The organism is Acidovorax sp. GW821-FHT10A04, from assembly GCF_059415825.1.
On sequence record NZ_JBWKNZ010000014.1, the window covers coordinates 125,918 to 150,157 of the forward strand.

The window sequence follows — 24,240 nt, forward strand, 5'->3', positions numbered from 1 at the left end:
TAGAAGAGACAGACCATGTTCACCAAAATCCTGATCGCCAACCGCGGTGAGATCGCGTGCCGAGTCATCGCCACCGCCCAAAAGATGGGCATCGCCACCGTGGCCGTGTACTCCGATGCCGACAAGGAGGCGCGCCATGTGAAGCTGGCCGACGAGGCCGTGCGCATCGGCGCGGCACCGAGCCGCGAAAGCTACCTGCTGGCCGACAACATCATTGCCGCGGCCAAGCAGACCGGCGCCCAGGCCATTCACCCGGGCTACGGCTTCCTGTCGGAGAACGAGGCCTTTGCCCAGCGCTGCGAGGACGAGGGCATCGCCTTCATCGGCCCCAAGGCGCATTCGATCGCGGCCATGGGCGACAAGATCGCCTCCAAGAAGCTCGCCAACGAGGCCCAGGTCAATACCATCCCGGGTTACAACGACGCCATCAGTGGCCCCGAGCAGGCAGTGGAGATCGCCAAGGGCATCGGCTACCCGGTGATGATCAAGGCCTCGGCCGGCGGCGGTGGCAAGGGCCTGCGCGTGGCCTTCAACGACAAGGAGGCCTTCGAGGGCTTCACCAGCTGCCAGAACGAAGCGCGCAACAGCTTCGGCGACGACCGCATCTTCATCGAGAAGTTCGTGCAGCAGCCGCGCCACATCGAGATCCAGGTGCTGGGCGACAGCCACGGCAACGTGATCTACCTGAACGAGCGCGAATGCTCCATCCAGCGCCGCCACCAGAAAGTGATCGAAGAGGCGCCGTCCCCCTTCATCAGCGACGCCACGCGCAAGGCCATGGGTGAGCAGGCCGTGCAACTGGCCAAGGCCGTGAAGTACCAGAGCGCCGGCACGGTGGAGTTCGTGGTCGGCAAGGACCAGGACTTCTACTTCCTGGAGATGAACACCCGCCTGCAGGTGGAGCACCCGGTGACCGAGTGCATCACCGGCCTGGACCTGGTGGAGCTGATGATCCGCGTGGCCGCTGGCGAGGCCCTGCCGCTGACCCAGGCCGACGTGAAGCGCGACGGCTGGGCCATCGAGTGCCGCATCAACGCCGAAGACCCGTTCCGCAACTTCCTGCCGAGCACCGGGCGCCTGGTGCGTTTCCAGCCGCCGGAAGAGAGCATGTTCCAGTCCGACACGGCCAAGAAGCTGGGCGTGCGCGTGGACACTGGCGTGTACGAGGGCGGCGAGATCCCGATGTTCTACGACTCGATGATCGCCAAGCTCATCGTGCACGGCACCGACCGCGAAGACGCCATCCACAAGATGCGCGCGGCGCTCAACGGCTTCGTGATCCGCGGCATCAGCAGCAACATCCCCTTCCAGGCGGCGCTGCTGGCGCACCCGAAGTTCGTCTCGGGTGACTTCAACACCGGCTTCATCGCCGAGAACTACAGCCAGGGCTTTGCCGCCGAGGACGTGCCGCACGAAGACCCGCTGTTCCTGGTGGCGCTGGCCGCCTACATGAACCGCCGCTACCGCGCGCGCGCCTCGGGCATCAGCGGCCAGCTGGCAGGCCACGAGGTCAAGGTGGGCGAGCAGTTCGTGGTGGTCACGCTGGGCGCCGAAGGCAAGAACATCCACCACGCCGTGTCGGTCACGGACTTCGAGGACAAGTCCGGCTCCAGCGCAGTGACGGTGGAGGACCGCACCTACCGCATCAGCAGCTCGGCCACACTGGGCCAGGTGCGCGTGCAGGGCCAGTGCAATGGCCTGGGCTTCACCGCCCAGGTCGAGCGCGGCCCGGGCAAGAACCCGCTGGCGCTGCGCATCGCCCACAACGGCACGCAGATCGACGCCATCGTGCTCTCGCCGCTGGGCGCACGCCTGCACCAGCTCATGCCCTTCAAGGCACCGCCGGACCTGAGCCGCTTTTTGCTCTCGCCCATGCCCGGCCTGCTGGTGGACGTGGCCGTGCAACCCGGCCAGAAGGTGCAGGCCGGCGAGAAGCTGGCCGTGATCGAGGCCATGAAGATGGAGAACATCCTTTTTGCCGCGCAGGATGGCGTGGTCGGCAAGATCGTCGCCGGCAAGGGCGAATCGCTGGCCGTGGACCAGGTGATCCTGGAATTCCAATGATCGCGGGGCGTACGCAGCTGTGTTCGTGACGGTGGACGGGTGGCCGACCGCGCCACGAAAACGGTGGCCGCTGGCGCGCCTGGCCTGCCTGCTGGCAGGTGCGGTGCTGCTGGCCGATGGCCTGGTGCTGATGTCCATGGGCCTGTTCTCGATGGGCGTGACCGTGCCGGGTGCCCTCGGCCTGGGCTTGTGCCTGCTGGCCTGGCGCTGGCAGGCCTTGCAAGCCTGGCGCAAGCGCTCGCCCTGGGGCCGGCGCCTGTGGCGCGCAGGCTGGCTGCTGCTTCTGGCCTGGGTGGCCAGCGTCGGCCTGTTCTGGAATGCGCTGGCCGGGCAGGTGCAGGCCTTCAACGCTGCAGCGGGCGAAGTGCCCCTCAAGGCCATCATCGTGCTGGGCAGCGGCACGCCCAACGGCCAGCCATCGCCCGCGTTGCGGGCCCGGCTGGACAAGGCGCGCGAGCTGGCTGCCGCCCATCCCGCCGCCTGGGTGGTGGTCTCGGGCGGGGTGGATTTTGGCGAAACCGCGAGCGAGGGCCGCATCATGGGCGACTACCTGCGCGCGCAGGGCATGGCGGCCGGGCGCATCCTGCAGGAGGAGCGCAGCACCAGCACCGAGTTGAACCTGCGCTACAGCCTGCCGCTGCTGCAGGCCAGGGGCCTGGGCCTGGCCAGCCCCGTGGCCGTGGTCACCAGCGATTTCCACACCGTGCGCGCCCAGCGCATCGCGCGCAAGATCGGCTACACGCAATCCGTGGTGGCGGCCGCCCCCACGCCGCTCTACCTGCGCTACAACGCCTGGCTGCGCGAATACTTCGCCACCGCCAGCAGTTGGGTGCTCGGTGAAGTCTGACACCACTATTTTTTTGAAAGATCTGCCATGAATACCGCAGCCTCCCGTCCCTTCAAAGTCCTGGGCATCCAGCAGGTCGCCATCGGCGGTACCGACAAGGCGCGCATGAAGACCCTGTGGGTGGACATGCTCGGCCTCACGCAGACCGGTACTTTCCAGAGCGAGCGCGAGAACGTCGACGAGGACATCCTGGCCATGGGGCAGGGCGCCTGGAAGGTCGAGGTCGACATCATGCAGCCGCTCGACATCGACAAGAAGCCCGCCGTGCACACCACGCCGCTCAACCACATCGGCCTGTGGATCGACGACCTGCCCCGTGCCGTCGAATGGCTCACCGCCAAGGGCGTGCGCTTTGCGCCGGGCGGCATCCGCAAGGGGGCTGCCGGCTACGACATCACCTTTCTGCATCCCAAGAGCAACGACGAGTTCCCGATTGCGGGCGAGGGCGTGCTCATCGAGCTGGTGCAGGCGCCAGCCGACGTGATCGCGGCGCTGGGCTGAGCCCACGGCGAGCAATGGTCTTCGCGGGACGAACCCAGGCTGCAGCCGCCTTGCTGCTGGCGCTGGCCAGCCCCGCGCTCTGGGCCGCAGGCGGCGCCTACCCGCTGGACTGGGGCCGCTCCGGTGAAGTGTTGGAATACCGCTCCTGCGGTTGCGCCGACAGCTGCTGGGTGGCCGAGGTCAAGAACCGCCGCACCCGGCAGACCCTGGCCCGGCTGCGCTGCGACTGCGAGCGCCTGTTCTCGCAGGTGGGTGCGCGCGGCCCCGAGCGGGAGCGCGCCCCGAGTTGCTCCGCCTTCGAGGGCACGGCGGACAAGCCGGGCGCCATCCGCCAGGCGCTGGAGGAACTGCTCGAGCGCTGAGTGTGCAGGGCGCCGTCCATGACCTGGCGGGTCATGGATCCGTAAGTCCATGGGGGATACAACCGGGGCATTCCGTTCTTTCCTGGAGTTGTGCCCCATGCCAATCCTCACCACCCTGGCCCTGCTGGCCGTGGGCGTCATCCACCTGATCCCCTTGTCGGGCGTGCTCGGGCCGGAGCACCTGGCCCGTTTGTATGGGGCCGCACCGTCCGACCCCAGTGCGCTGATCCTCATGCGCCACCGCGCCGTGCTGTTCGGCATCGTGGGTGGCGTGTGCGTGCTGGCCGCGTTCAAGCCCGCCCTGCAGTGGCTGGCACTGGTCCTGGGAGGCTTCAGCGTGGTCTCTTTCCTTTGGCTGGCCTGGTCCACGGGCGGGTTCAACGCCCACCTGCAGCGGGTGGTGGTGGCCGACCTGGTGGCCTTGCTCTGCCTGGCCGGCGGCGCGCTGGCCCTGGCATGGACCGAGCGTGCCGGCCCAGCGCCCGGCGCCTGAACTTGTCCTGCGTTCCGTTGCGCCGGCCGCGGTCTTACTTGGCCAGTTCGCGGATCTTGTTTTCGTCGATGTACCGGCCCATGCCCTGGAAGCCCTGGGCGACCGCCGGGTTCTCCATCAGCGAGCGCATCGCCACCTGGCCCAGCACCTGAAAGCTGGTCTGGATCGCGGCGGGGCCTTCGTACTTCAGGGCTTCACGGGTCGGTTTGCGGCAGGTGTCGGTCAGCAGGCGTTCGATCAACTGCCCGGTCGACTTGTTCGTGCCCTCGCGCTGCGCCGGCGTGACCGCCGAAATGCTCGCCACATCCGGGTGCAGGGCGGACGTGGAAAAGATCCAGCGCACCAACAGTGAGCGGTCGGCATCGCTGGTGGACGCCACGAGGCACTTGGCCAGATCGTCCGAATAGATGCCCGCATGGGCAGGGCCTGCCAGGGCGGCGCCAAGGGCCAGGCCCAGGGACATTGCAGTGAGCTGTTTCATGCCCCCATGCTATCCAATCCGGGCCAGGCCTTAGAACCTGTTCACGATCTCGCAGGGGATCGCGTTGGGGCGCAATCGGGATCCAATCGCCCGATTTCGCTCCAACCCTTCGGGCAGTGGCCTTGGCGGGCGGTCTGCGGCGTTGCGGCGCTTGCCAATAGCCGAGCTATTGGCTGCGCACCGCGCCTTGCATACCTCCCGCCAAAGCCGCTGCGCGACCCCTGGGAGATCGTGAACAGGTTCTTACACATCGGGATGGCATCTTGCGCCAACGTCGAGGAGCCGCACGAAGGCCTGCCCCCGGATTGCCTGCAGATGTCCTCCATAAGTGGCAATTTGCTGCGGCGGATTTTTCTATGCGGACAAATTCCGTCAAAAGCCAATAACTTCTGCCTTTTTCTGGTTTTTTGCACGCCATCTTGCGTGCGGTTGGTGCATGGGTTTTTGTGGCACTTTTTGTGACCCGATGGCTTGATCTTGTGCCTTTTTCTCCTTCAGAATCATCGCCATAGCGCAGCGCGCCACATGGGATTGGTTCATGCCTGTGGCGTCTTTTGTCACCTGTTGCCTGTGGATGCCGCCACCTTTGGGGGCACCAGGCAGCATTGCAAGGAGAGAAGAACCCATGCCATCCACCACGACCGCGGCCCCCCAGGCCATCCAGCTGCACCGCCCCGTCGCTTCACGCCCTGTGCGGGGGGCCTGGTCGGTGCAGGCCATCCAGGCCCTGCTCGACAAACCCCTGATGGACCTGCTGTTCGAGGCCCAGACCGTGCACCGCGAGCACTGGCCCAAGGGCGACATCGAACTGGCCACGCTGCTCTCGGTGAAGACCGGCGGCTGCCCCGAGAACTGCGGCTACTGCCCGCAGGCGGCCGAGTTCGATACGGGCGTGAAGGCCGAGAAGCTCATGGCCGTGGACGAGGTGCTGCGCGCCGCCCAGGCCGCCAAGGACGCGGGCGCCACCCGCTTTTGCATGGGCGCGGCATGGCGCGCCCCCAAGGACCGCGACATCGAGAAGGTCAGCGAGTTGATCGGCGCCGTCAAGGGCCTGGGCCTGCAGACCTGTGCCACCCTGGGCATGCTCGAATCGCACCAGGCGATGGCGCTCAAGGACGCGGGCCTGGACTACTACAACCACAACCTCGACACCGCCCCCGAGTACTACACCGATGTGGTCAGCACCCGCGCCTACCAGGACCGGCTCGATACCCTGCAGCATGTGCGCAGCGCCGGCATCAGCGTCTGCTGCGGCGGCATCGTCGGCATGGGCGAGGCGCCCGTGCACCGTGCCGGGCTGATTGCCCAGTTGGCCAACCTCGACCCGTACCCCGAGTCCGTGCCCATCAACAGCCTGGTGCGCGTGCCCGGCACCCCGCTGGCCGACAGCGATCCCATCGACCCGCTCGACTTCGTGCGCATGATCGCCGTGGCCCGCATCACCATGCCCCGCGCCCGCGTGCGCCTCTCGGCCGGGCGCCAGCAACTGGGCGAGGCGGTGCAGGCGCTGTGCTTTCTGGCCGGGGCCAATTCGATCTTTTACGGCGACAAGCTGCTGGTGACAGGCAACCCCGATGTGGAGGCCGATGTGCAACTGCTGGGCAAGCTGGGGTTGGTGGCTACGGGTCAAGCGTAAAGAGCCGGCGCATGGCCTGATCTGGATTCACCCCCCCCAGCGGAATCAATGGAAGTCACCACGTTCAACAGAATCAGCGTGGATTTTTGGCTGCTTGCCCGGTGGTCGGTGTTGCTGATCGCGGTTGGCTTTGTCATGGGTGGCCACGCTGCCACGGCGGCTCCGGCACGGCATGAGGATTGGCTCATTCGGGAGTTGCCAGACCCCAAGGAGCCACCCGCCAGTGGAGACATCGAAGCGCCCCTGAAAAGCGCCCAGCAAGGTGACTGGCTTGCCCGTCAACAGCTGGCCACCGCCTTCCTCTACGAAACCTGAAAGAGCAGGACCTGGGACCGAGGCTACGAAAAACTCCCCCATGGACATTACTGCCGGGCACTCGCTGCGAAGCGTGAAGCAGGGGAGCGCTACCTGAAGGAATTGGTCGCACTGCCTCCCGATGGGCCCGTGCCCACCGAAAAGCTTGCCAGGTACCAGGCGGACTATGCGGACAAGCTCATCAATGAGTCGGCTCCCGCCCATGATGCCCAGGGCCCCGAATGCAAGGAAGCTGTAGCCAGCCTGGGGAAAGCCATCGAGAACGAGTGGGCTGCGACCCAGCAAAGCTGTGCGGCAAGAAGGATGGGGTGGATGTACCGGCTCGGGACCTGCGTGCCCAAAGACCCCCACAAAAGTGCAGAACTTATGCGACGCGCTGAGGGATGTCCAATCCCATAGCCTCTGGAGCCTGCGTACGCTGGCGAGGTGGCGTGAAGCAGCTTGTGCAGCTCAGCCGCCGCGCAAATTCTTCACCTCGGCCCGCAAGCGCTCCACCTCCGCCTGCAACCGGCTGTTCTCGTGCATCTGGTCAAAATCCTTTTGCAGCTGCTTGCGGTGCTCCACGTAGTACATCAGGTTGCTGACCCGCAGGCGCAGCAGCTCGGGCTCGATGGGCTTGAAGACGTAGTCGATGGCGCCCAGGCTCAGGCCCTGGTGGCGTGAGGCGTCGTCGGTCATCGCGGTGACGAAGATGATGGGCGTGCATTCCGAGGCGTGGTGCTCGCGCAGGCGGCGCGCCACCTCGAAGCCGTCCATGCCGGGCATCATCACGTCGAGCAATATCAGGTCCGGCGGCGTGTCGGACTGGCAGATGGCCAGCGCCTTCTCGCCGTTGTGCGCGATCTTGACCTTGAAGCGGTCGCGGAACAGGCCGGCCAGCAGCTGCAGGTTGTCGGGCGTGTCGTCCACCACCAGGATGGTGGCGCGCTCGGGTTCGGGCACGGGTTCCAGGGGCGGGTGCTCGTCCGGGGCTCCCGTGCGCAAGGGCGCTGGGGCGTCGCGCTGCAGTACACGCTGCATGCGCTCAATGAGGCGGCGCACCGTGAAGGGCTTGACCAGCAGGTCGCCGATGCCCAGGCGGATGGCCCGGGCGGCCGAGTCGCGGTCCAGCCCGCCCGACATCAGGATGAAGGGCAGGCCCGCCAGCTTGGGCTCGGCGCGCATGGCCTCGAGCACCGCGAGGCCGTCCAGGCCCTGCATGTCCAGGTCGCAGATCACCACGTGCACGGGTTCCGCGCGCAGCAGCTGCAGGGCGCGCGCGCCGTCGCGGGCCTGCAGCACCTGGCCGAAGCCGAAGGTCTGCAGCTGGCTGGCCAGGGCCTGGCGCATGGCGCTGGCGCCTTCGGCCAGCAGCACGGTGGTCTTGGAGGGGTGCATGTCTCAGGACTTGGTGTCTTGCGCGGTCAGTTCGATGTGCTCGGCGGGCAGGTCTGTGGCGATCCGGTCCACCTGGGCGTTCAGCGCATGCTCGCCATCGGCAAAGCGCTGGGCGATGCCCCGGAACTCCTCGGACAGTGCCAGGAAGGCGTCCACCATGTCGGGGTCGAAATGGCTGCCCCGGCCGTCGCGGATGATTTCCACCGCCACCTCGTGGGGGAAAGCGGCCTTGTAGACACGCTCGGAGATCAGCGCGTCGTACACGTCGGCCACGGCCATCAGCCGCGCGGACAGGGGAATGGTGTTGCCCACCAGCCCTTCGGGGTAGCCCGAACCATCCCACTTCTCCTGGTGGCTGTAGGCGATCTCCTTGGCGTAGCGGAAGAAGGGGTTGGTCTGCGACGCCTCGCGCTCCGCCGCCACGATGGCGTCGCGCCCCAGCGTGGTGTGGGTCTTCATGATCTCGAACTCCTCGGGCGTGAGCTTGCCCGGTTTGAGCAGGATGCGGTCCGGGATGCCCACCTTGCCGATGTCGTGCAGCGGCGCCGACTTGAAGATCATCTCGATCGCCGCCTCGGTGAGCTCCTCGCTGAAGCGCGGATGGTGCTGCAGCTTGCGCGCCAGCACTTCCACGTAGTGCTGGGTGCGGCGGATGTGGTTGCCCGTCTCGTTGTCGCGCGTTTCCGCCAGCGAGGCCATGGCGCGGATGGTGCCGTCCTGCAGCTCCACCACTTCCCGCGTGCGCCGGGCCACTTCTTCCTCCAGGTACTGGTTCTGGCGCGCCAGCAGGTCGCGGGCGCGCTTGAGCAGCAGGTGGTTGCGCACCCGCGCCAGCGTGATGGCCGGATTGATGGGCTTGGTGATGTAGTCCACCGCCCCTAGCTCCAGGCCGACCGTCTCGTCGTCCGATGCGCTCATGGCCGTGAGGAAGATGACCGGGATGTCCTCGGTGTCGGGGTTGAACTGCAGGCGGCGCAGCACCTCGTAGCCATCCATCTCCGGCATCATGATATCCAGCAGGATCAGGTCGGGCTTGCCGTCGCCGGCGACGATCTGCAGGGCCCGCTCGCCGCTGTTAGCCAGCTTGACCTTGTAGTCGGGGCGCAGCAGCCCGCTCATCACCGACAGGTTGTCGGGCATGTCGTCCACCACCAGCACGGTGCATTTGCCGCTGGGCTCCATGGGGTTGCTCGTCATGACGTGGGTCCTCCTTGTATCGCGGGGTCGGTCAGGGGCGCAGCACGCAGCAGCGCCAGTGCGTCGGTGAAGATGTAGCTGTCCAATGCCCGTTTCATTTCGCCGTAGACGGGGCCCAGCAAGGCCTTGAGGGCGGGCGCGGACTCCTTGAATAGCTCCACGGCGTCCGAATCGTCGTCCGCCAGCAGGGCATCCAGGCGCGCCAGCAGTTGCCGGGCCTCGGCTTCGTCCACCAGCACCTGGGCCACAGCGGCCTCTTCGGCGGGCAGCGCACCTTGCAATGCCGCCACCAGCGCCTGGCAGCCGGTGTCCAGGGGGGAGAGCAGGGCGGCCAGCGCGGCCGTGTCTGCCCCGTCCGCCAGGGCCTTTTCCACCGCTTCTGCCAACTGGGCCAGAGGTGCCGCGCCAATGGTGCCCGCCGTGCCCTTCAAGGTGTGCATGCTGCGCAGGGCATCCTCGCGCTGCCCCGCGGCCAGGAAGGCCTGCGTGTTTTGCACCGCCGACGCCTGGCCGGCCACGAACTTGCGCAGCAGGCTCTCGTAGGCCGCCGGCTTGCCCAGCACGCGGCGCAGGCCGGCGGCCGTGTCCAGCCCGTCGATGCGCGTGAGCGGCTCAGGGAGCGTGCCCGCCGCCTGGGCAGGTGCGGCAGCAGCCTGCGCTCCCTGGCCCTCGGAGCGCGCCGGCACCCACTGCAGCAGTTGGGAAAACAGCTCATCGGGGTCGATGGGCTTGGCCACATGGCCGTTCATGCCGGCCGCCAGGCAGCTGTCGCGGTCGCTGCTCATGGCATTGGCCGTCATGGCCAGCACGGGCAGGCCGGCCCAGGCCGGGTTCTCGCGCAGGCGGCGCGTGGCGGTGAGGCCATCCATCACCGGCATCTGCATGTCCATGAGCACGATGTCGTAGGGCGCACGCTGGTGCAGCATGTCGAGCGCCACCTGGCCGTTCTCGGCCACCTCCACCACCAGCCCGGCATCGCCCAGCAGGTCGGCGCCCACCTGCTGGTTCAGGTCGTTGTCGTCCACCAGCAGCACCCGGGCGCCATGGATGGGGGCCAGGTCGGGCGCGCTGGTTCGGCGCGCTGCGGCGCGGTCTGCCAGGCCGGTGTCCTGCACGCCGCCCAGCGCCCGGATGGCGGTGTCGAACAGCTGGGACGGGCTGACCGGCTTTGTCAGCATCAGGCGGATGCCGGCCTGCTCCAGTGCACGGAACACATCCTCCCGGCCATGCGCGGTGACGATCACCGGCACCGGGGGGTGGGGCAGCAGGGCCAGCTGGGCCGCGGTCTGCACGCCGTCCATGTCCGGCATCTTCCAGTCCAGGAACGCAATCTCGCAGGGCGCGCCCGCCGCGTCCGCATCGCGTGCCGCGGCAATCGCCTCGCTGCCCGAGGCGGCCGTGGTCACCGCAAAGCTCATGCTGGCCAGCAGGCCCGCCAGGATCTGGCGTGCCTGCTCGCTGTCGTCCACCACCAGCACCCGGCGCCCGCGCAGGTCGGGCTCGGGCAGCAAAGGGCGCGCCGAGGGCGTGCCCAGGCCCACGCGGGCCGTGAACCAGAAGCGGCTGCCCAACCCGGGTGTGCTGTCCACGCCGACCTCACCGCCCATCAGGCCCGCCAGCTTCTTGGAGATGGCCAGGCCCAGCCCGGTGCCGCCGTACTTGCGCGTGGTGGAGGTGTCCGCCTGCTCGAAGGAGCGGAACAGCCGCGACTGCTGCTCGGGCGTGAGGCCGATGCCCGTGTCCTGGACTTCGAAGCGCAGCAGCAGGCCGTCGGCATCGCGCTGCAGCGTGGTCACCCGCACCACGATCTCTCCGGTGTCGGTGAATTTCACGGCGTTGTTGCCATAGTTCACGAGGATCTGCCCCAGGCGCAGCGGGTCGCCGCGCAGGTCGTCGGGCAGGGCCGGGTCCACGTCGAACATCAGCTCCAGGCCCTTGGCCGAGCACTTGTCGCCGATCAGGTTGGCCACGTTGTCGAGCACGCCACGCAGGTCGAAATCGACGGTCTCCACCTCCAGCTTGCCGGCCTCGATCTTGGAGAAATCGAGGATATCGTTGATCAAGCCCAAGAGGTGCTGGCCCGAGCGCTGGATCTTCTCGACATAGTCGCGCTGGCGTGGCGACAGGTCGGTGGTCAGCGCCAGGTGGCTCATGCCGATCACGGCGTTCATGGGGGTGCGGATCTCGTGGCTCATGTTGGCCAGGAAGTCCGACTTCATCTGCGAGGCATCTTCGGCGCGGGCGCGGGCCACCTCGAGCTCGTCCTCGTGCTCGCGCAGGGTGGCATTGACCTGCTCCAGCTCCTCGGTGCGCTGAACCACCCGGGCTTCGAGCACCTCTTCGCTGCGCTTCAAGGCTTCCACCAGCTCGGCCTGTGCGGCCAGGGCCACCGACTTGGCTTTTTCGCGCTTGAGGAACTGCCGGGCCATGGCCACGGCCAGCAAAAAGGTGAGCACTGCCTGGAAGGCCGTGAGGCCGGTGGTCAGCAGGGTCTGGTGCTGCACCTCGGCGTTGCGCTGGTCGCCGAGCAGCGCGGAAATGCGCGAGGCGTTGAGCGACAGCTCCTGCACCGTCGGGCGCAGTTCCACCAGGCGCTCACGCAGCAGCCGCATGTTGGCCTGGCTGGTGCGCGCGTCGACGCTCTGGCCGAAATAGCTGTCACCGGCCTCCACGAACTCCTGCAGCTCCGCCAGTGCCTTGGCGTACAGCGGCTCGTGCTGCATGAGCGTGCGCGCGGTGCCGCTCTCCAGTGCGCTGAAACGGCTCAGGAACAGGTCGTAGCGCAGTTGCAGCGCATCCGTGGAGATGCTTTGGGGGTCGTACTCGTACTGGTGCAGTGCGTGGTCCAGCCGTTCGTGCTCCACATTGAGCTGCAGGTAGGACCACAGGGCGTTCACGTCGCCCCGGCGCATCACGGCTTCGACGCTGCGGTACTGGCGGTACTGGACCGTGGCGATGGACACGTAGACCACCACCAGGCTGGCGATGATCAGGGGCAGGAGGTGCTTGCTGCGCAGCATGGGCAGCCCCGCGCTACTTGATCTGCAATGTGCTGAGCTGCCAGGCAGAGCGGTTGTAGTAGAGCTCGGTGCGCAGTTCGGCCTTGGTATCGAAGGGGTAGACGATGAACAGGGGGCCTTTTTCGCGGATGGGCATGGCGCGGTTGTTCATGAGCCGGGCCACGATCACCTCGTGGCGCGTGGCGTCGTCGAACGGTATCTCGGTCTTGTAGTCGTTGAGCGCCACCGCCGTGATCTTGCTGCCCTTGGCGCCCGCGGCCGCCAGAACGTCGCGCAGCAGCGGCCCGGTGAAGGTGATGGGCTGGGGGTACCAGGGGGTCTGGGTGGTGAAGGTCTTCTGGGGCAGGTTTTCGAGCATCTTCATGTCGAACTGGGCCTTCTCCCCCTGGTTGGTCTTGCTGACGCCCCCCTGGATGGTCAGCACCACGGGCCCCGCAGGCTTGTCCAGCGGCTGCGCCTGGGCTGGAAGAAAGGCGCAGGCAGCCGCCAAAACGCCTGCAGCCAGGCGTGACAACGGGCCTGTGGCCCCTTTCGCATCGGTCATGCTGTTTCCCCCTCGCCGGCCTTTTGGGGCCGTTTCTTGCTGTATGCACAGTTATAACAGCCAGCGCGGATTCATGCACTTGCGATTTGACCACCGCCGCGCGGCCCGCATGTGGCGGCGGCGGGCGGCCGTCACGGGGCCGCGTCGGCGGGCATGTCGCGGCGATTCACGCGGTAGAACACCTGGCGCAGCCAGCGATTGGCCGGGGCTTCGTGCTGGCGGCGATGCCAGTACTGCTGCACCTGGATCTGCGGAGGGCGAAAGGGCAGGGCGATGCGGCGGATCTGCACATGCCGGGCCACAGCATCGGCGATGTCCTGTGGCACCGTGGCCACCAGGTCCGAGCCGGGCAGCAGGGCCAGCAGGCTCATGAAATGCGACAGTTCCAGCATCACCTGGCGCTGGTGCCCCTTGTCCGACAGGAAGCTGTCAATCTGGTGCTCGCGCCCGTCGGGCCGGACCACCACATGCTTGGCGCCCAGGAACTGGCGCAGCGTGGGGCGGTCGCCGATCGCGGCGTTGTGCGTGCAGGTGATGCAGGCATATGAGGTCTTGAACAGCAGCTGCTGGTAGAAGCCGGCCTTCTGCAGGTCCGGGAAGAAGCCGATCGCCAGATCCGCCTCGCCCGACTCCAGCGCCTGGGCCGCCGCCGCCTTGGGTTTGGCCATGGCGTACAGGCGCACCTGCGGCGCCTCCTGGCGCAGGTGCCTGAGCACCCCCGGCAGAAAGGTGACCTCCCCGATATCCGGCGTGAGCACGGTGAACCCCCGCTGCGCACGGGAGGGGTCGAAGCCGGCGCGCTGCAGGATCTCGCTGCTGATGGTTTCCACCACCTGGCGCACCAGGGGCGCGATCTCCTGGGCGCGCGGCGTGGGCTCCATGCCGGCGCCGGTGCGCACGAACAGGGTGTCGTCGAACATCTGCCGCAACCGGGCCAGGGCGGCACTGGTGGCCGGCTGGCTCAGTCCGAGGGCTTCGGCGGCGCGGCTCACGCTGCGGGTCCGGGCCATGGTGTCGAAGACCACGAGCAGGTTCAGGTCGATAGAACGAATATCCATGGCATGGATTTTATGTATCCACTGTATCGGCTGTTCAAATTTTTCCACTCTGCCTAGGATCAGCCCATACCCACAAGACCAGGAGACAAGCATGCTGCGGCGCGATGTTCTAGGGGCGGTTGCCGCCCTGGCCACCAGTACCCCCACCCCGGGCCTGCGCGCGCAGGCATCCGCCTGGCCCCAGCGCCCGGTGCGCTGGATCCTGTCGCAAGCCGCCGGAGCGGGCCCGGACATCCTGGCCCGGTACGTGGGCGAGCAGCTTGCAAGGGTCTGGGGGCGGCCGGTGGTGGTGGACAACCGCCCCGGCGGGCAGAACGTCATCGGGGCGCAGGCGGCGGCGCGCTCGGCACCGGACGGCTACACCTTCTACTACGCCACCACCGCGGCGATGGTGACCAACCCGCTGACCTTCAGGTCACTGCCCTATGACCCGGCCAAGGACTTCGTTCCTGTGCGCCTGATCGGCCGCAGCCCCTTCGTGCTGGCGGCCGGTACTGCCCTCCCGGGCAAGGGCCTGGCCGAGGTGCTGGCCGACGCCAGAGCACAGCCCGGCGTGCTGACCATCGCCACCGAGGGCGGGCGCACCTTCTCGGGCATGCTGGCCGACGCGGTGGCCCACCTGGCGGGCGTGAAGTTCAACCACATTCCGTACACGAAATCGTCCGACGCCATGCAGGACGTGCTGGCAGGGAGGGTGCAGCTGGTGTGCCTTCCCGATGCGGCCTTGAGCAGCTATGTGAAGGCCGGGCAGGTCAGGCCGCTGGCGGTGAGCACGCCCCGGCGCCTGCCGGACCTGCCCCAGGTGCCGGCCCTGGCCGAGAGCTTTCCGGGGTTCGAATACACCGGCTGGAACGGCCTTTTTGCGCCCACGGGGACGCCCCCCGAACTGGTGGCCCGGGTCAACCGCGACCTGGAGACGGTGCTGCGGGCGCCCGAGGTCGCGCAGCGCATGCAGGCGCTCGGCTCTATCGTGGAGCCCGGCATGTCCGTGCCGGAGGCCGAGTCCTTCATGCGGTCCGAGCGCGAGCGATGGTCCACGCTGGTCAAGAACCTCGGCATCCTGCCGGAGTGAATGCGTGGCCTGGCTGAACCCCTGCGCCTGCGGGATCGACGTGCACGCGCATGTCGTGCCCGAGGCCTTTCCCGCCTACCTGGGCAAGACGCTGCCCGCGCCGTGGCCCACCACCGCGCACGCACCCGACGCCCAGGGCCTGTGCCATCGGCATGTGCTGGTGCAGGGCAAGCACTACCGCACGGTGAGCGAGAAGTGCTGGTCGGCGCCCCGGCGCCTGGCCGACCTGCCGGACATGGGCATCGCCACGCAGGTGGTGTCGCCCATGCCCGAGCTCCTGAGCTACTGGCTGGAACTCGCCGATGCGCAGCCCCTGATCCGCTTCCTCAATGAAACCACGGCGGCGCTGTGTGCCGAAAGCGCGGGCCGGATGCTGGGCCTGGCGGCGGTGCCGCTGCAGGACATCGGTGCGGCGATTGCCGAACTGGCGTATGCCGTGCGCTCGCTGGGACTGGTCGGCGTGGAGGTGGGCAGCAATGTCAATGGCACGGCCATCGGCGACCCGCGCTTCGAGCCCTTCTTTGCGGCGTGCGTGGAGCTTGATGTTCCCGTGTTTGTGCACGCCCTCAAGCCCGCGGGCATGGAGCGGCTGGTGGGCCCGGCCGCGCTGCAGCAGGTGCTGGCCTACCCGACCGACGTCGGTCTGGCGGCCGCATCGGTAATCACCGGCGGGCTGCTGCAGCGGCTGCCCGCGCTGCGCATGGCCTTCAGCCATGGCGGCGGCACCTTGCCGATGCTGCTGCCGCGCCTGCAGCAAGGTTGGCAGGTGTTTCCGGCCCTGGCGCAGGGCATGGCGCAATCGCCGCAGGAGCAGGCCCGGCGGCTGTACTTCGACACGCTGGTGTTCGATGCGCCCGCCCTGCGCTACCTGATCGATTGCTTTGGCGAGCAGGCGCTGATGCTCGGCACGGACTACCCCTTCAACTTCCACGAGCGCCGGCCGCTGGCGCGGCTGCAGGAGGCCGGGCTGTCGGCCGCAACCTGCGATGCGCTGGCCTTCGAAAATGCCCGGCGCTTCCTGGGCCGACCACCCACTTCTTCCAAGGAACTCCCATGAAATCCCCCTGGATCCAATCGCTGCGCAGCGTGTCCCTGACCGTGCCCGATCTCGCGGCGGCCGAGCGCTTCTACACCCAGGTATGGCAGCTCCAGGTCGCGGCGCGCGGCGACGGCGCCCTCTACCTGCGCGGCAGCGGCGCAGACCACCACCTGCTGGCACTGCACGAGCGCCCCGGAACACCGCAGCTGCGCCATGTCACCCTGCGCGCGCGCACCGCCCAGGCACTTGCCGCCATTGCGCAGGCGGCACTTGCTGCGGGCGGGCGGGTGGAGCAGGACGTGGGACCCGCCACAGACCCTGCAGGTGGAACCCGCATCGTGGTGCGGGATGCCGACGGCCGCCGCTTCGAGGTGGTGCATGGCGACATGCAGAACGCACCCACCGAGCCGGCCCCCCCAGACCAGCCCCAGCGCCTGGCGCATGCGGTCCTGAACAGCCACGACGTGGCCGCCACGCAGGCCTTCCTGGAGCAGGCGCTGGGCTTCGTGCTCGCCGACCGCACCCGGATCATGGCCTTCATGAACTGCGATGCGGACCACCACACCCTGGCGCTGGGCGACTCCGACAACGACGCGCTCAACCACATCGCCTTCGTCATGCCGACGCTGGATGCCGTAATGCGGGGCGCGGGGCGCATGAAGGATGCGGGGCATGGCACCGAATGGGGCCCCGGGCGCCATGGCCCGGGGGACAACGCATTCAACTACTTCATCGATCCCTTCGGCCTGGTCATCGAATACACGGCCGAAGTCGAGCAGATCGATGACAGCTACCGCCCCGGCACCCCCGCCGACTGGACCTGGCCCCCTGGCCGCGTGGACCAGTGGGGCATTTCCCAGCCACCCAGCGCGCGCCTCAAAGAGGCCCAGCGCACCGTTTTCTTTGTTCCCACCCTCTGAGGATTCTCCCCATGCGATTCACCACCTACCTGCACAACGGCCAACCCCGCCTGGCGGTCGTGGACGGCGATACGGCCGTGGACCTGGCCGCCGATCTGCGTGCCGAGCTCGAAGCCGGCCATGACCTGGCGGCCATGGGCCGTGCCGCGCTGCAGTCGGGCGCGCCGCGCCTGGCATTGAAGGACCTGGCTTTTGCGCCGCTGCTGCCCGAGCCGGGCAAGACCATCTGCCTGGGGCTGAACTATTTCGACCACGCCAAGGAAGGCGGCCGCGAGAAGCCCGAGTACCCCTGGTTCTTCTACCGGGGCAAGAGCTCGCTGATCGGGCATGCCCAGCCAGGGCTGTTGCCCCGGGTGTCCACGAAGTTCGACTACGAGGCCGAGCTCGCCGTGGTGATCGGCCGCAAGGTGCCGCGGCATGTGCCCCAGGACGAGGCGCTGCAGTATGTCTTTGGCTACAGCTGCTTCAACGACATGTCGGTGCGCGACTTCCAGAAGCGCACGCCCCAGTGGACGATCGGCAAGAACTTCGATGGCACCGGCGGCTTCGGGCCAGTGCTGGTGACGGCCGACGAACTGGCGCCAGGGGCCACGGGCCTGCGCATACAGAGCCGGCTCAATGGGCAGGTCATGCAGGATGCGAACACCTCCGACATGATCTGGGGGGTGGCGGAGACCATCCACCTGCTTTCGCAGTGCCTGACCCTGGAGCCCGGCGACGCGATCATCATGGGCACCCCGGCTGGCGTGGGCCAGGCGCGCACACCGCCGGTGTGGATGAAGGCGGGCGACACCATCGAGATCGAGATCGAGAAGATCGGGCTCCTGAGCAACCCCATCGTCGCGGAGGCCTGAGCCATGTACGACGTTGCCATCGTCGGCTTTGGTCCGGCGGGTGCGGTTGCGGCCGGGCTGCTCGGCCAGGCCGGCCTGAAGGTCCACGTGTGCGACCGCCGCCAGGGCGTCTACGAGATCCCGCGCGCCATTGCGCTGGACCACGAAATCATGCGGGTATTCCAGCGTCTGGGCGTCGTGGACGAGGTGCAGCGCTTTTGCGAGCCCTTCACGCCGTCGGAGTACTTCGGGGCCGACGGCCAGCTGATCCGCCGCATGACCATGGTGGCGCCCCCGTACCCCCAGGGCTACACCCCCTCCATCGTCTTCACCCAGCCGCCGGTCGAGCGCGCGCTGCGCGCACTCGTGGCCCGCCTGGGCAACGTCACCGTGCAGGAGAACGCCGAGTGCACCGCGCTCTCGCAGGATGCCGACGGCGTGTCGCTCACCATCGGCGGCGAGACCGTGCGGGCACGCTGGGCCATCGCTGCCGATGGTGGCGCCAGCGCGTTGCGGGGCATGCTCGGCATCGAACTGGAAGACCTGGACTTCGACGAGCCATGGCTCGTGGTGGATGTACTGGTCAACGACCAAGGGCTGGCCAGGCTTCCTAAGACCAGTGTGCAGTACTGCGAGCCGGAACGGCCCTGCACCTATGTCATCGGACCGGGAAACCACCGCCGCTGGGAGATCAGCCTCAAGCCCGGGGAAGACCCCCGGCAGATGGCCACCCCCGAGGAGACGTGGAAACTGCTGTCGCGCTGGATCACCCCGCAGGACGGGGAGTTGTGGCGCCAGTCGAGCTACCGGTTCCATGCCCTGGTGGCGCAGCACTGGCGCGCGGGCCGCGTGTTCCTGGCGGGCGACGCGGCCCACATGCAGCCGCCGTTTCTGGGGCAGGGCATGTGCCAGGGCGTGCGCGATGTCGCCAACCTCACGTGGAAGCTGGCGTCGGTGGCCAAGGGCGAGGTGTTTGGCGCAGCCGCCGAGCGCCTGCTCGGCACCTACGGCAGCGAGCGCAAGGCCCATGTGATGGAACTCACGCGCCGCATCAAGCATGTCGGCGAGGTGATCTGCGAGCGCGACCCGCACAAGGCCCGCGAACGCGATGCGCGGCTGCTGGCCGAGTGCGGCGGGGTGGTGAAGGACACACCGCGCCAGGACATTCTCCCCGCCCTGACCACGGGCCTGGTCGCGCCGACGGCCGGAGCCGGAACGCTCTTTCCCCAGCCCCGGATGCAAAGCGGCGAACTCATGGACCAGCGCTTTGGCAGTGGCTGGCGCCTGGTCACCGACGGCGCCCTGCCGATCGAGGTGCCGCCAGGGCTGCGGCCGATCGACATGCGTTCCGAACCCGAAGCCCAGGGCGTGGTGTCTTCCTGGATGCTGCGCCACGGCGTGCATGCGGCCATCGTGCGCCCCGACCACTACACCTACGGCGCTGCGTCCAGCGCTGCCGAAATGGCGCAGTTGCTCACGCAGTGGCAGCAGCGCTGATCCGCCCTCGCATCCTGTCCAACCCGAAGGAGATAGCCATGAAGTGGATTCCAGCGACCCGTTTTGCCGGCCTGGCGGTGCTGGCGGGCTGCGCCGGCGCGCCGGCGCGCCGACCGCGGTGCCACCGGCACCCCCGGCGACAGCGCCCACCATCACCGGCCTGGCCCTGAGCTCACCGGGGCGCAGCGACAACGCCATGCTGGAGCGCCCGTTTGCGGGCCGCAATCCTGCCAACCCCAACTGCGTGGGCGAGAACCTCTCGCCCGCGCTGGCCTGGGCGGGCGTGCCGGAGGGCACCCGGAGCTTTGCCATCGTGATGGACGACCAGGCGGGCCGGGCCGGATTGGGGGTGAACCACTGGACGGCCTATGGCATGGCCGCCACCCTGCGCGGGTTGCCCCAGGGTGCTTCCGCACAGCGCCCGGCGGCGTTCGTCGTGGGCGCCAACACGCTCAACGACAGGGCCTACCTGGGCCCGTGCCCGCGCAAGGGCAATGCGCCGCAGCACTACGTCTTCACCTTGATTGCAACCTCGCTGGCCCCCGACGCCCTGCCCGAAGGGCTCACCAAGGCCCAGTTGATGGAGGCGCTCCAGGGCAAGGCGCTGGCCGCCGGCAGCCTGGTGCTGCGCTTCGCGCACTGAGGCGGCCTTGCCTGGCAGGGCAGGGGCCTGGGCCATTTCTGGCCAGGCCCCGCTGCCGCTTCACGCAGCCGGCAGGTCGCTGAAAAAGCCCGCGGCCAACACGCCCGCCAGGCAGATCTCCTCGTCCTGGTCCCCCGTGCCCCCGCTGGCGCCGACCGCCCCCACGGTGTTGCCGGCCGCGTCCCTGACCAGCACCGCGCCGGTCTGGGGAAGAAAGCGCCCGTCCGAGGTCGAGGACAGGGACACGAAGAAGTTGGGGTTGTTCTTGGCGCGTTCTCCCAGGGTGCGGCTCGACGCGCCCATGCCGACGCTGCCCCAGGCCTTGGCCTGGGCGATGTCGAAGCGGAACATGCTGGCGCCATCCTGCCGGGCAAACGCGATCAGGTGACCGCCCTCGTCGAGCACCACGATGCCCATGGGCGGGTAGTGGGCGCTGGAGGCCTTGGCCAGGGCCACCTCCAGCATCTTGCTGGCCTGCGCCAGGGTGATTTTCTGCATCGCTTCAGTCCTCCGGTGTGAATCCTGTGATCTTGACCACCCTGGCCCAGAAGGCGTGGCCTTCCTTGACGCTGGTGGCCAGGCGCTGCGGGGTCACGCGCATGACCTCCAGCCCGTTCTTGGCGAACACCTCCAGCATCTGGCTGGTGGCCAGGGCGTCGTTGACGGCCGCGTTCACCTGCCTGAGCTTGTCGGCGGGGAATCCGGCGGCCCCGTACCAGGCCAGCCAGTCGACAAAGGCAATGTCCTTGAAGCCCAGTTCCGTCAGCGTGGGTACCTCGGGCAGGGCCGGCCATCGCGTGGGCGCCGTCACGGCCAGCGCGCGCAGCTTGCCGCTGCGGATGTGCGGCAGCACCTCGCTGACCGCGTTGACCGCCACCGGCACCTGGCCGCCCAGCAGGTCGGTCAACAGGGGCGCGCCTCCCTTGTAGGAGATCGCACGCATGTCGATCTGGGCCTGCTTGCCGAACAAGGCGCCCGCCAGGTGCAGGGTCGAGCCCATGGCGGGCACGCCGTAGTTGGCTTCGGTGGGGTGGGCCTTGGCCCAGCGGGTGTAGTCGGCGATGCTTTTCACCTCGGCGGGCAGCCCGGGGCCCGCCGTGAAGACGGCGGTGTAAGAGCACAGGCCGGCGATGGGAACAAAGTCCGTGAGGGTGTCGTACCCCAGTTTCTTGAACACATGGGGGTGCAGCGTCATGCTGGAGCTCGGGCACTGGAGGATGTGGTTGCCATCCATGCCGGCGCGCTTGACGTGCTCCGCCGCAATGCGCCCGCCGGCCCCTGGCTTGCTGTCGTAGACCAGGTTCTGGGGAAACTTTCCGCGCATCTGGTCCAGCAGGGGGCGGGTGACCTGGTCGCCCAGCCCGCCGGCCGGAAATCCGGACCAGATACTGAGAAATCCACCGGGTTGTGCCAGGGCCCCCTGCGGCAATGCGCCCAGGCCGCCCAGGCCGCCCAGGCCGCCCAGGGCCATGCCTGCGTGAAGCAGCTGCCTTCTTTTCATGCTTGTCTCCTTTTTTGGGTTTGTACGGGAATGCGTTGGCTGCCTCGTGGCCTATCCGGTCCGGGAGAGGGAATCGAAGCTGTATTTGTTCATGCTGGCAAATTGCCCGACGGCGGGATGGGGGACGAACCGGGTGCGGCAGTCGAGCACGGCGGGCAGGCCGCTGGCCAGGGCGCGCTGCATCGCGCCGGCCACCTGTTGCGCCTCGGTGACGGTCTCGCCATGGCAGCCGAAGCCCCGCGCGATGGCGGCGTAGTCGGTGTCCTCCAGCCCGGTGGCCATCTCGAAACCCAGTCCCATCTTCTGCCCCATGCGGATCACGCCCCAGGACGCGTTGTTGTGGACGATGGTGAGCACCGGCAGGCCATGGCGCCGGGCTGTGTCCAGCTCGTTGAGCGTGAAGCCGAAGGCACCATCGCCGGTGATGTTGACGACGGGCTGGTCGGGAAACTGGCTCTTGAGCGCGATCGCCGCGGGGAGCCCGAAGCCCAGGTGGCTCATGCCGGGCTCGTGCAGGCGCGTGCGCACCCCGTGGACCGGCGTGAGGTCGTTGCTCCAGAAGGTCGTGTGCCCGCCGTCGAAGACGGCCAGGGCATCGGCGGGCAGGGCCTCGCCGATCGCCTTGGCCAGTGCCGCGGGGTGCATGACGGGCGTGGTCTCGGCGGCCATCGCGGCCAGCGCCTGTTCGTAGTGCAGGCGCTCCTGGCGCATTTCGTTCAGCCATGCCATGTCCCTGCCGGGTTCGGCGGGCGTGGCCGCCAGCAGGTCGCGCAGGGCTTCGAGCGCATCGGCCTGCATGGCCACCTCATGGACCACCGAATGCCCGAGGGCGCTCGGGTCGATGTTGATGTTGATCACGCGGTGGTGCCGGCGTGCCAGTGCGCCTTTCTCGTCCCACATCCAGGAGGACCAGCGGCAACCCACGCTGAGCACCACGTCGGCGCGGGCAAACGCGTGCCGCACCGGATCGCCGGCAATGATGCCGCCATGGCCGATGAAGCCGGGGCTGTCGCTGGGCACCAGGCCCAGCGCCATCTGCGTCGGGAGCAGGGGGGCGCGCAGCCGACGCGCCAGCTCGCGCAGTTCGGCCACGGCGCCCGATGCCACCACGCCGCCGCCGCCGACGATCAGCGGGCGCTGGGCCTGGCGCAGCAGCGCGACGGCCTCGCGCACCGCGTCGGCATGGGGGCGCGGGTGCCGGGTGGCGCGGTAGCGATCGGGCGTGAGCTCGAACTCGTCGGGGGCGAAGGCCTGCGTTTCCCCGAGCACGTCCTGCGGAATGTCCAGGTGCACCGGGCCGGGGCAGCCGCCCAGGGCCTCGCGGATGGCCCGACGGGCCAGTTCGGGCACCCGGCGTGCATCGTTGACCACGGCATTCCATTTGGTCAGCGGCGCGGTGACGGCCCGCGTGTCCAGGTCCATGAAGACGCCCAGGTGCGGGTAGGAGGCCGCCCGGTGCTGGTTGGTGGTGATCGCCAGCAGGGGCAGGTGGTTGTTGAATGCGACGCCCAGGCCCGACGCCAGGTTGAGGCCACCGGGGCCCAACTCGCCGACGGCCACCGCCAGGCGCCCCGTGCCGGCATGCACGGCGGCCGCCATCATGGGGCCGGCCGCTTCATGCCGCACGCCGATGAAGCGGATGCCCGGCTCCTGGCTCAGCGCATGGAACAGGGGCGAGAGCTTGCCGCCGACGATGCCGAAGACCGTGTCCACGCCTTCGGCCTTCAGCACGCGCACCAGGGCCTGGGCGCCGGTCAGCCGCAGGGGCGGTGGCTTGTGCGCAATGGGCGCTTGCTCGGAGGGGAGGGGGCGGGTCATGGTCGCGGTCATCAGTGAAAGGACCTCCATGGTGCCCGTGGGCCTGCTGGAGAGCGATGGACGTTTCGGCTCATTTCCTGTACTTTTCCGGCATCAGAAAAGGCCTGTCCGTCATGAAGAAGCTGCAATTGCCATGGGTGCCCTACCGTGAAGTCCGCCACGACCAGCCGGATGATTGTTTGCACTACGAGCAGATTGCGGTGCGGGCCGCCGAGATGGACTGGACAATTCCGGCCCATCGGCATGAGGGTTTGCACCAGTTCCAGTTCATCGAAAGCGGCGGCATCCGTGGCTCCATCGACGGGCGGGAGTTCCAGGCCCAGTCCCCGGTGATGCTGATGCTGGCACCCGGGGCGGTGCATGGCTTCACCTACACGCGGGACGCCGTGGGCCACCAGGTCACGCTGCCTGCGTCGACGCTGTCCCAGTTGCTGGGGGAGTCGGAGCTGGTGCAGACCCACCTCAAATCCTCGTTCGTGCTTTCCCCCGAAGACGATAGCGTGGGCATTGCAGAGATGTTCGCGCGGATATCCAGAGAGTTCCAGCGCAGCGATGTGGGGCGCGTGCCGGCCTTGCTCGCGCTGGTGGCGTTGATTGCCGTGCGCTTCATCCGTGAACGGGGCGAGCAGTTCGAACGCGAGGCGCCCAAGGGCCTGCGTGACACACTGCTCCAGCGCTACCTGGCCCTGGTGGAGCAGCACTACGCCGAGCACCGGCCGCTCACGTTCTATTCCGAGGCCCTGCGGGTCTCGGCCGACCACCTCAGCCGCACCTGCCGCAACCTGGTGCAGAAATCCGCGCTGGAAATACTGCAGGAGCGCCTGATGCTGGAGGCGCGCCGCCTGCTCGCGTACACGCCGATGCCCATTGCGCAGGTGGCAGGCCAGCTGGGGTATGAGGATGCCGCCTACTTCAGTAAGTCCTTTGGCCGGGCCATGGGCCATACCCCGTCGGAGTACCGGGCCCTGGTGGCCCATGGCGTGCGCCGGGTGGATGCTGCAGCGCCATAGAGCCCGCCCTGG

At 68.1% G+C, this 24,240-nt stretch carries 24 protein-coding genes; 14 read left to right on the forward strand and 10 right to left on the reverse strand.

Translation table 11 applies throughout. The annotated features are described in order from the left end of the window. Nucleotides 1-15 precede the first annotated feature (15 nt). The 5 genes from AC07PF_RS25485 to AC07PF_RS25505 all read left to right on the forward strand — a co-directional run bounded on the left by AC07PF_RS25485 (nucleotide 16) and on the right by AC07PF_RS25505 (nucleotide 4,267). A complete protein-coding gene (locus tag AC07PF_RS25485; RefSeq protein ID WP_007855228.1) occupies nucleotides 16-2,064 on the forward strand; it encodes an acetyl-CoA carboxylase biotin carboxylase subunit in 2,049 nt (682 codons plus the stop codon). Nucleotides 2,065-2,089: 25 nt separating this feature from the next. Beyond that, nucleotides 2,090-2,911, forward strand: a complete 822-nt coding sequence (locus tag AC07PF_RS25490) for a YdcF family protein (RefSeq protein ID WP_494613712.1) — start codon at nucleotides 2,090-2,092, stop codon at nucleotides 2,909-2,911. Nucleotides 2,912-2,938: 27 nt separating this feature from the next. After that, entirely contained in the window at nucleotides 2,939-3,412 is a 474-nt protein-coding gene (locus tag AC07PF_RS25495; RefSeq protein WP_184856053.1) for a VOC family protein, read from the forward strand. A gap of 14 nt (nucleotides 3,413-3,426) precedes the next feature. Further along, the gene (locus AC07PF_RS25500) at nucleotides 3,427-3,774 is read left to right on the forward strand and encodes a hypothetical protein (protein ID WP_494613713.1); all 348 of its coding nucleotides are present in this window, start codon (nucleotides 3,427-3,429) and stop codon (nucleotides 3,772-3,774) included. A gap of 97 nt (nucleotides 3,775-3,871) precedes the next feature. Then, a complete protein-coding gene (locus AC07PF_RS25505; protein ID WP_494613714.1) occupies nucleotides 3,872-4,267 on the forward strand; it encodes a phosphopantetheine adenylyltransferase in 396 nt (131 codons plus the stop codon). Between the two features lie 34 nt (nucleotides 4,268-4,301). Here the strand turns inward: AC07PF_RS25505 and AC07PF_RS25510 are convergent, their stop codons facing one another. Further along, a complete protein-coding gene (locus tag AC07PF_RS25510; RefSeq protein ID WP_199234335.1) occupies nucleotides 4,302-4,730 on the reverse strand; it encodes a hypothetical protein in 429 nt (142 codons plus the stop codon). A gap of 390 nt (nucleotides 4,731-5,120) precedes the next feature. Next, a complete protein-coding gene (locus AC07PF_RS25515) occupies nucleotides 5,121-5,375 on the reverse strand; it encodes a hypothetical protein (RefSeq protein WP_494613715.1) in 255 nt (84 codons plus the stop codon). Between AC07PF_RS25515 and bioB the strand changes: the two genes are divergently transcribed. Together bioB and AC07PF_RS25525 are read left to right on the forward strand one after the other, a co-directional pair. Beyond that, the gene (gene bioB, locus AC07PF_RS25520; RefSeq protein WP_494613716.1) at nucleotides 5,374-6,384 is read left to right on the forward strand and encodes a biotin synthase BioB; all 1,011 of its coding nucleotides are present in this window, start codon (nucleotides 5,374-5,376) and stop codon (nucleotides 6,382-6,384) included. The genes AC07PF_RS25515 and bioB overlap by 2 nt on opposite strands. A gap of 48 nt (nucleotides 6,385-6,432) precedes the next feature. Beyond that, on the forward strand, nucleotides 6,433-6,699 hold the full coding sequence (locus AC07PF_RS25525; RefSeq protein WP_494613717.1) for a hypothetical protein: 267 nt from the start codon (nucleotides 6,433-6,435) through the stop codon (nucleotides 6,697-6,699). A gap of 450 nt (nucleotides 6,700-7,149) precedes the next feature. Here AC07PF_RS25525 and AC07PF_RS25530 read toward each other — a convergent pair whose 3' ends face one another. The 5 genes from AC07PF_RS25530 to AC07PF_RS25550 form a co-directional block, all read right to left on the reverse strand. Further along, entirely contained in the window at nucleotides 7,150-8,076 is a 927-nt protein-coding gene (locus AC07PF_RS25530; protein ID WP_494613718.1) for a response regulator, read from the reverse strand. Nucleotides 8,077-8,079: 3 nt separating this feature from the next. Next, nucleotides 8,080-9,273, reverse strand: a complete 1,194-nt coding sequence (locus AC07PF_RS25535) for a response regulator (protein ID WP_007859940.1) — start codon at nucleotides 9,271-9,273, stop codon at nucleotides 8,080-8,082. After that, entirely contained in the window at nucleotides 9,270-12,293 is a 3,024-nt protein-coding gene (locus tag AC07PF_RS25540; protein WP_494613719.1) for a hybrid sensor histidine kinase/response regulator, read from the reverse strand. Before AC07PF_RS25540 ends, AC07PF_RS25535 begins: the two co-directional genes overlap by 4 nt. 13 nt (nucleotides 12,294-12,306) lie before the next feature. Next, nucleotides 12,307-12,837 carry a putative pterin-binding protein gene (locus tag AC07PF_RS25545; RefSeq protein WP_494613720.1) on the reverse strand — a complete coding sequence of 177 codons (531 nt, stop codon included), beginning with the start codon at nucleotides 12,835-12,837 and terminating at the stop codon, nucleotides 12,307-12,309. Nucleotides 12,838-12,968: 131 nt separating this feature from the next. Continuing rightward, a complete protein-coding gene (locus tag AC07PF_RS25550) occupies nucleotides 12,969-13,895 on the reverse strand; it encodes a LysR family transcriptional regulator (RefSeq protein ID WP_007850853.1) in 927 nt (308 codons plus the stop codon). Between the two features lie 91 nt (nucleotides 13,896-13,986). Here AC07PF_RS25550 and AC07PF_RS25555 point away from each other — a divergent pair, with 91 nt between their 5' ends. From AC07PF_RS25555 to AC07PF_RS25580, 6 genes are read left to right on the forward strand one after another with little or no spacing between them, the layout of a single operon-like run. Continuing rightward, nucleotides 13,987-14,967 carry a Bug family tripartite tricarboxylate transporter substrate binding protein gene (locus tag AC07PF_RS25555; protein ID WP_007850854.1) on the forward strand — a complete coding sequence of 327 codons (981 nt, stop codon included), beginning with the start codon at nucleotides 13,987-13,989 and terminating at the stop codon, nucleotides 14,965-14,967. A gap of 4 nt (nucleotides 14,968-14,971) precedes the next feature. Continuing rightward, nucleotides 14,972-16,024 (forward strand): amidohydrolase family protein, encoded by a 1,053-nt coding sequence (locus AC07PF_RS25560; RefSeq protein WP_494613721.1) that lies wholly within the window; start codon nucleotides 14,972-14,974, stop codon nucleotides 16,022-16,024. Beyond that, nucleotides 16,021-16,926, forward strand: a complete 906-nt coding sequence (locus AC07PF_RS25565; RefSeq protein WP_494613722.1) for a VOC family protein — start codon at nucleotides 16,021-16,023, stop codon at nucleotides 16,924-16,926. The genes AC07PF_RS25560 and AC07PF_RS25565 overlap by 4 nt, the downstream gene beginning before the upstream one ends. An 11-nt stretch (nucleotides 16,927-16,937) precedes the next feature. Then, the gene (locus tag AC07PF_RS25570; RefSeq protein ID WP_494613723.1) at nucleotides 16,938-17,780 is read left to right on the forward strand and encodes a fumarylacetoacetate hydrolase family protein; all 843 of its coding nucleotides are present in this window, start codon (nucleotides 16,938-16,940) and stop codon (nucleotides 17,778-17,780) included. A 3-nt stretch (nucleotides 17,781-17,783) separates the two neighbouring features. Further along, complete coding sequence (locus tag AC07PF_RS25575) at nucleotides 17,784-19,256, forward strand: bifunctional 3-(3-hydroxy-phenyl)propionate/3-hydroxycinnamic acid hydroxylase (RefSeq protein ID WP_494613724.1); 1,473 nt, start codon at nucleotides 17,784-17,786, stop codon at nucleotides 19,254-19,256. A 43-nt stretch (nucleotides 19,257-19,299) separates the two neighbouring features. Next, complete coding sequence (locus AC07PF_RS25580; RefSeq protein ID WP_494613725.1) at nucleotides 19,300-19,899, forward strand: YbhB/YbcL family Raf kinase inhibitor-like protein; 600 nt, start codon at nucleotides 19,300-19,302, stop codon at nucleotides 19,897-19,899. 60 nt (nucleotides 19,900-19,959) lie between these two features. Here AC07PF_RS25580 and AC07PF_RS25585 read toward each other — a convergent pair whose 3' ends face one another. From AC07PF_RS25585 to AC07PF_RS25595, 3 genes are read right to left on the reverse strand one after another with little or no spacing between them, the layout of a single operon-like run. Continuing rightward, a complete protein-coding gene (locus AC07PF_RS25585; protein ID WP_494613726.1) occupies nucleotides 19,960-20,397 on the reverse strand; it encodes a GlcG/HbpS family heme-binding protein in 438 nt (145 codons plus the stop codon). Between the two features lie 4 nt (nucleotides 20,398-20,401). Next, nucleotides 20,402-21,400 (reverse strand): tripartite tricarboxylate transporter substrate-binding protein, encoded by a 999-nt coding sequence (locus tag AC07PF_RS25590; RefSeq protein ID WP_494613727.1) that lies wholly within the window; start codon nucleotides 21,398-21,400, stop codon nucleotides 20,402-20,404. Between the two features lie 51 nt (nucleotides 21,401-21,451). After that, nucleotides 21,452-23,218: a thiamine pyrophosphate-binding protein gene (locus AC07PF_RS25595; RefSeq protein ID WP_494613728.1), complete on the reverse strand. Its 1,767-nt coding sequence runs from the start codon at nucleotides 23,216-23,218 to the stop codon at nucleotides 21,452-21,454. Nucleotides 23,219-23,274: 56 nt separating this feature from the next. Between AC07PF_RS25595 and AC07PF_RS25600 the strand changes: the two genes are divergently transcribed. After that, nucleotides 23,275-24,228 carry a helix-turn-helix domain-containing protein gene (locus AC07PF_RS25600; RefSeq protein WP_494613729.1) on the forward strand — a complete coding sequence of 318 codons (954 nt, stop codon included), beginning with the start codon at nucleotides 23,275-23,277 and terminating at the stop codon, nucleotides 24,226-24,228. Nucleotides 24,229-24,240: the final 12 nt, after the last annotated feature.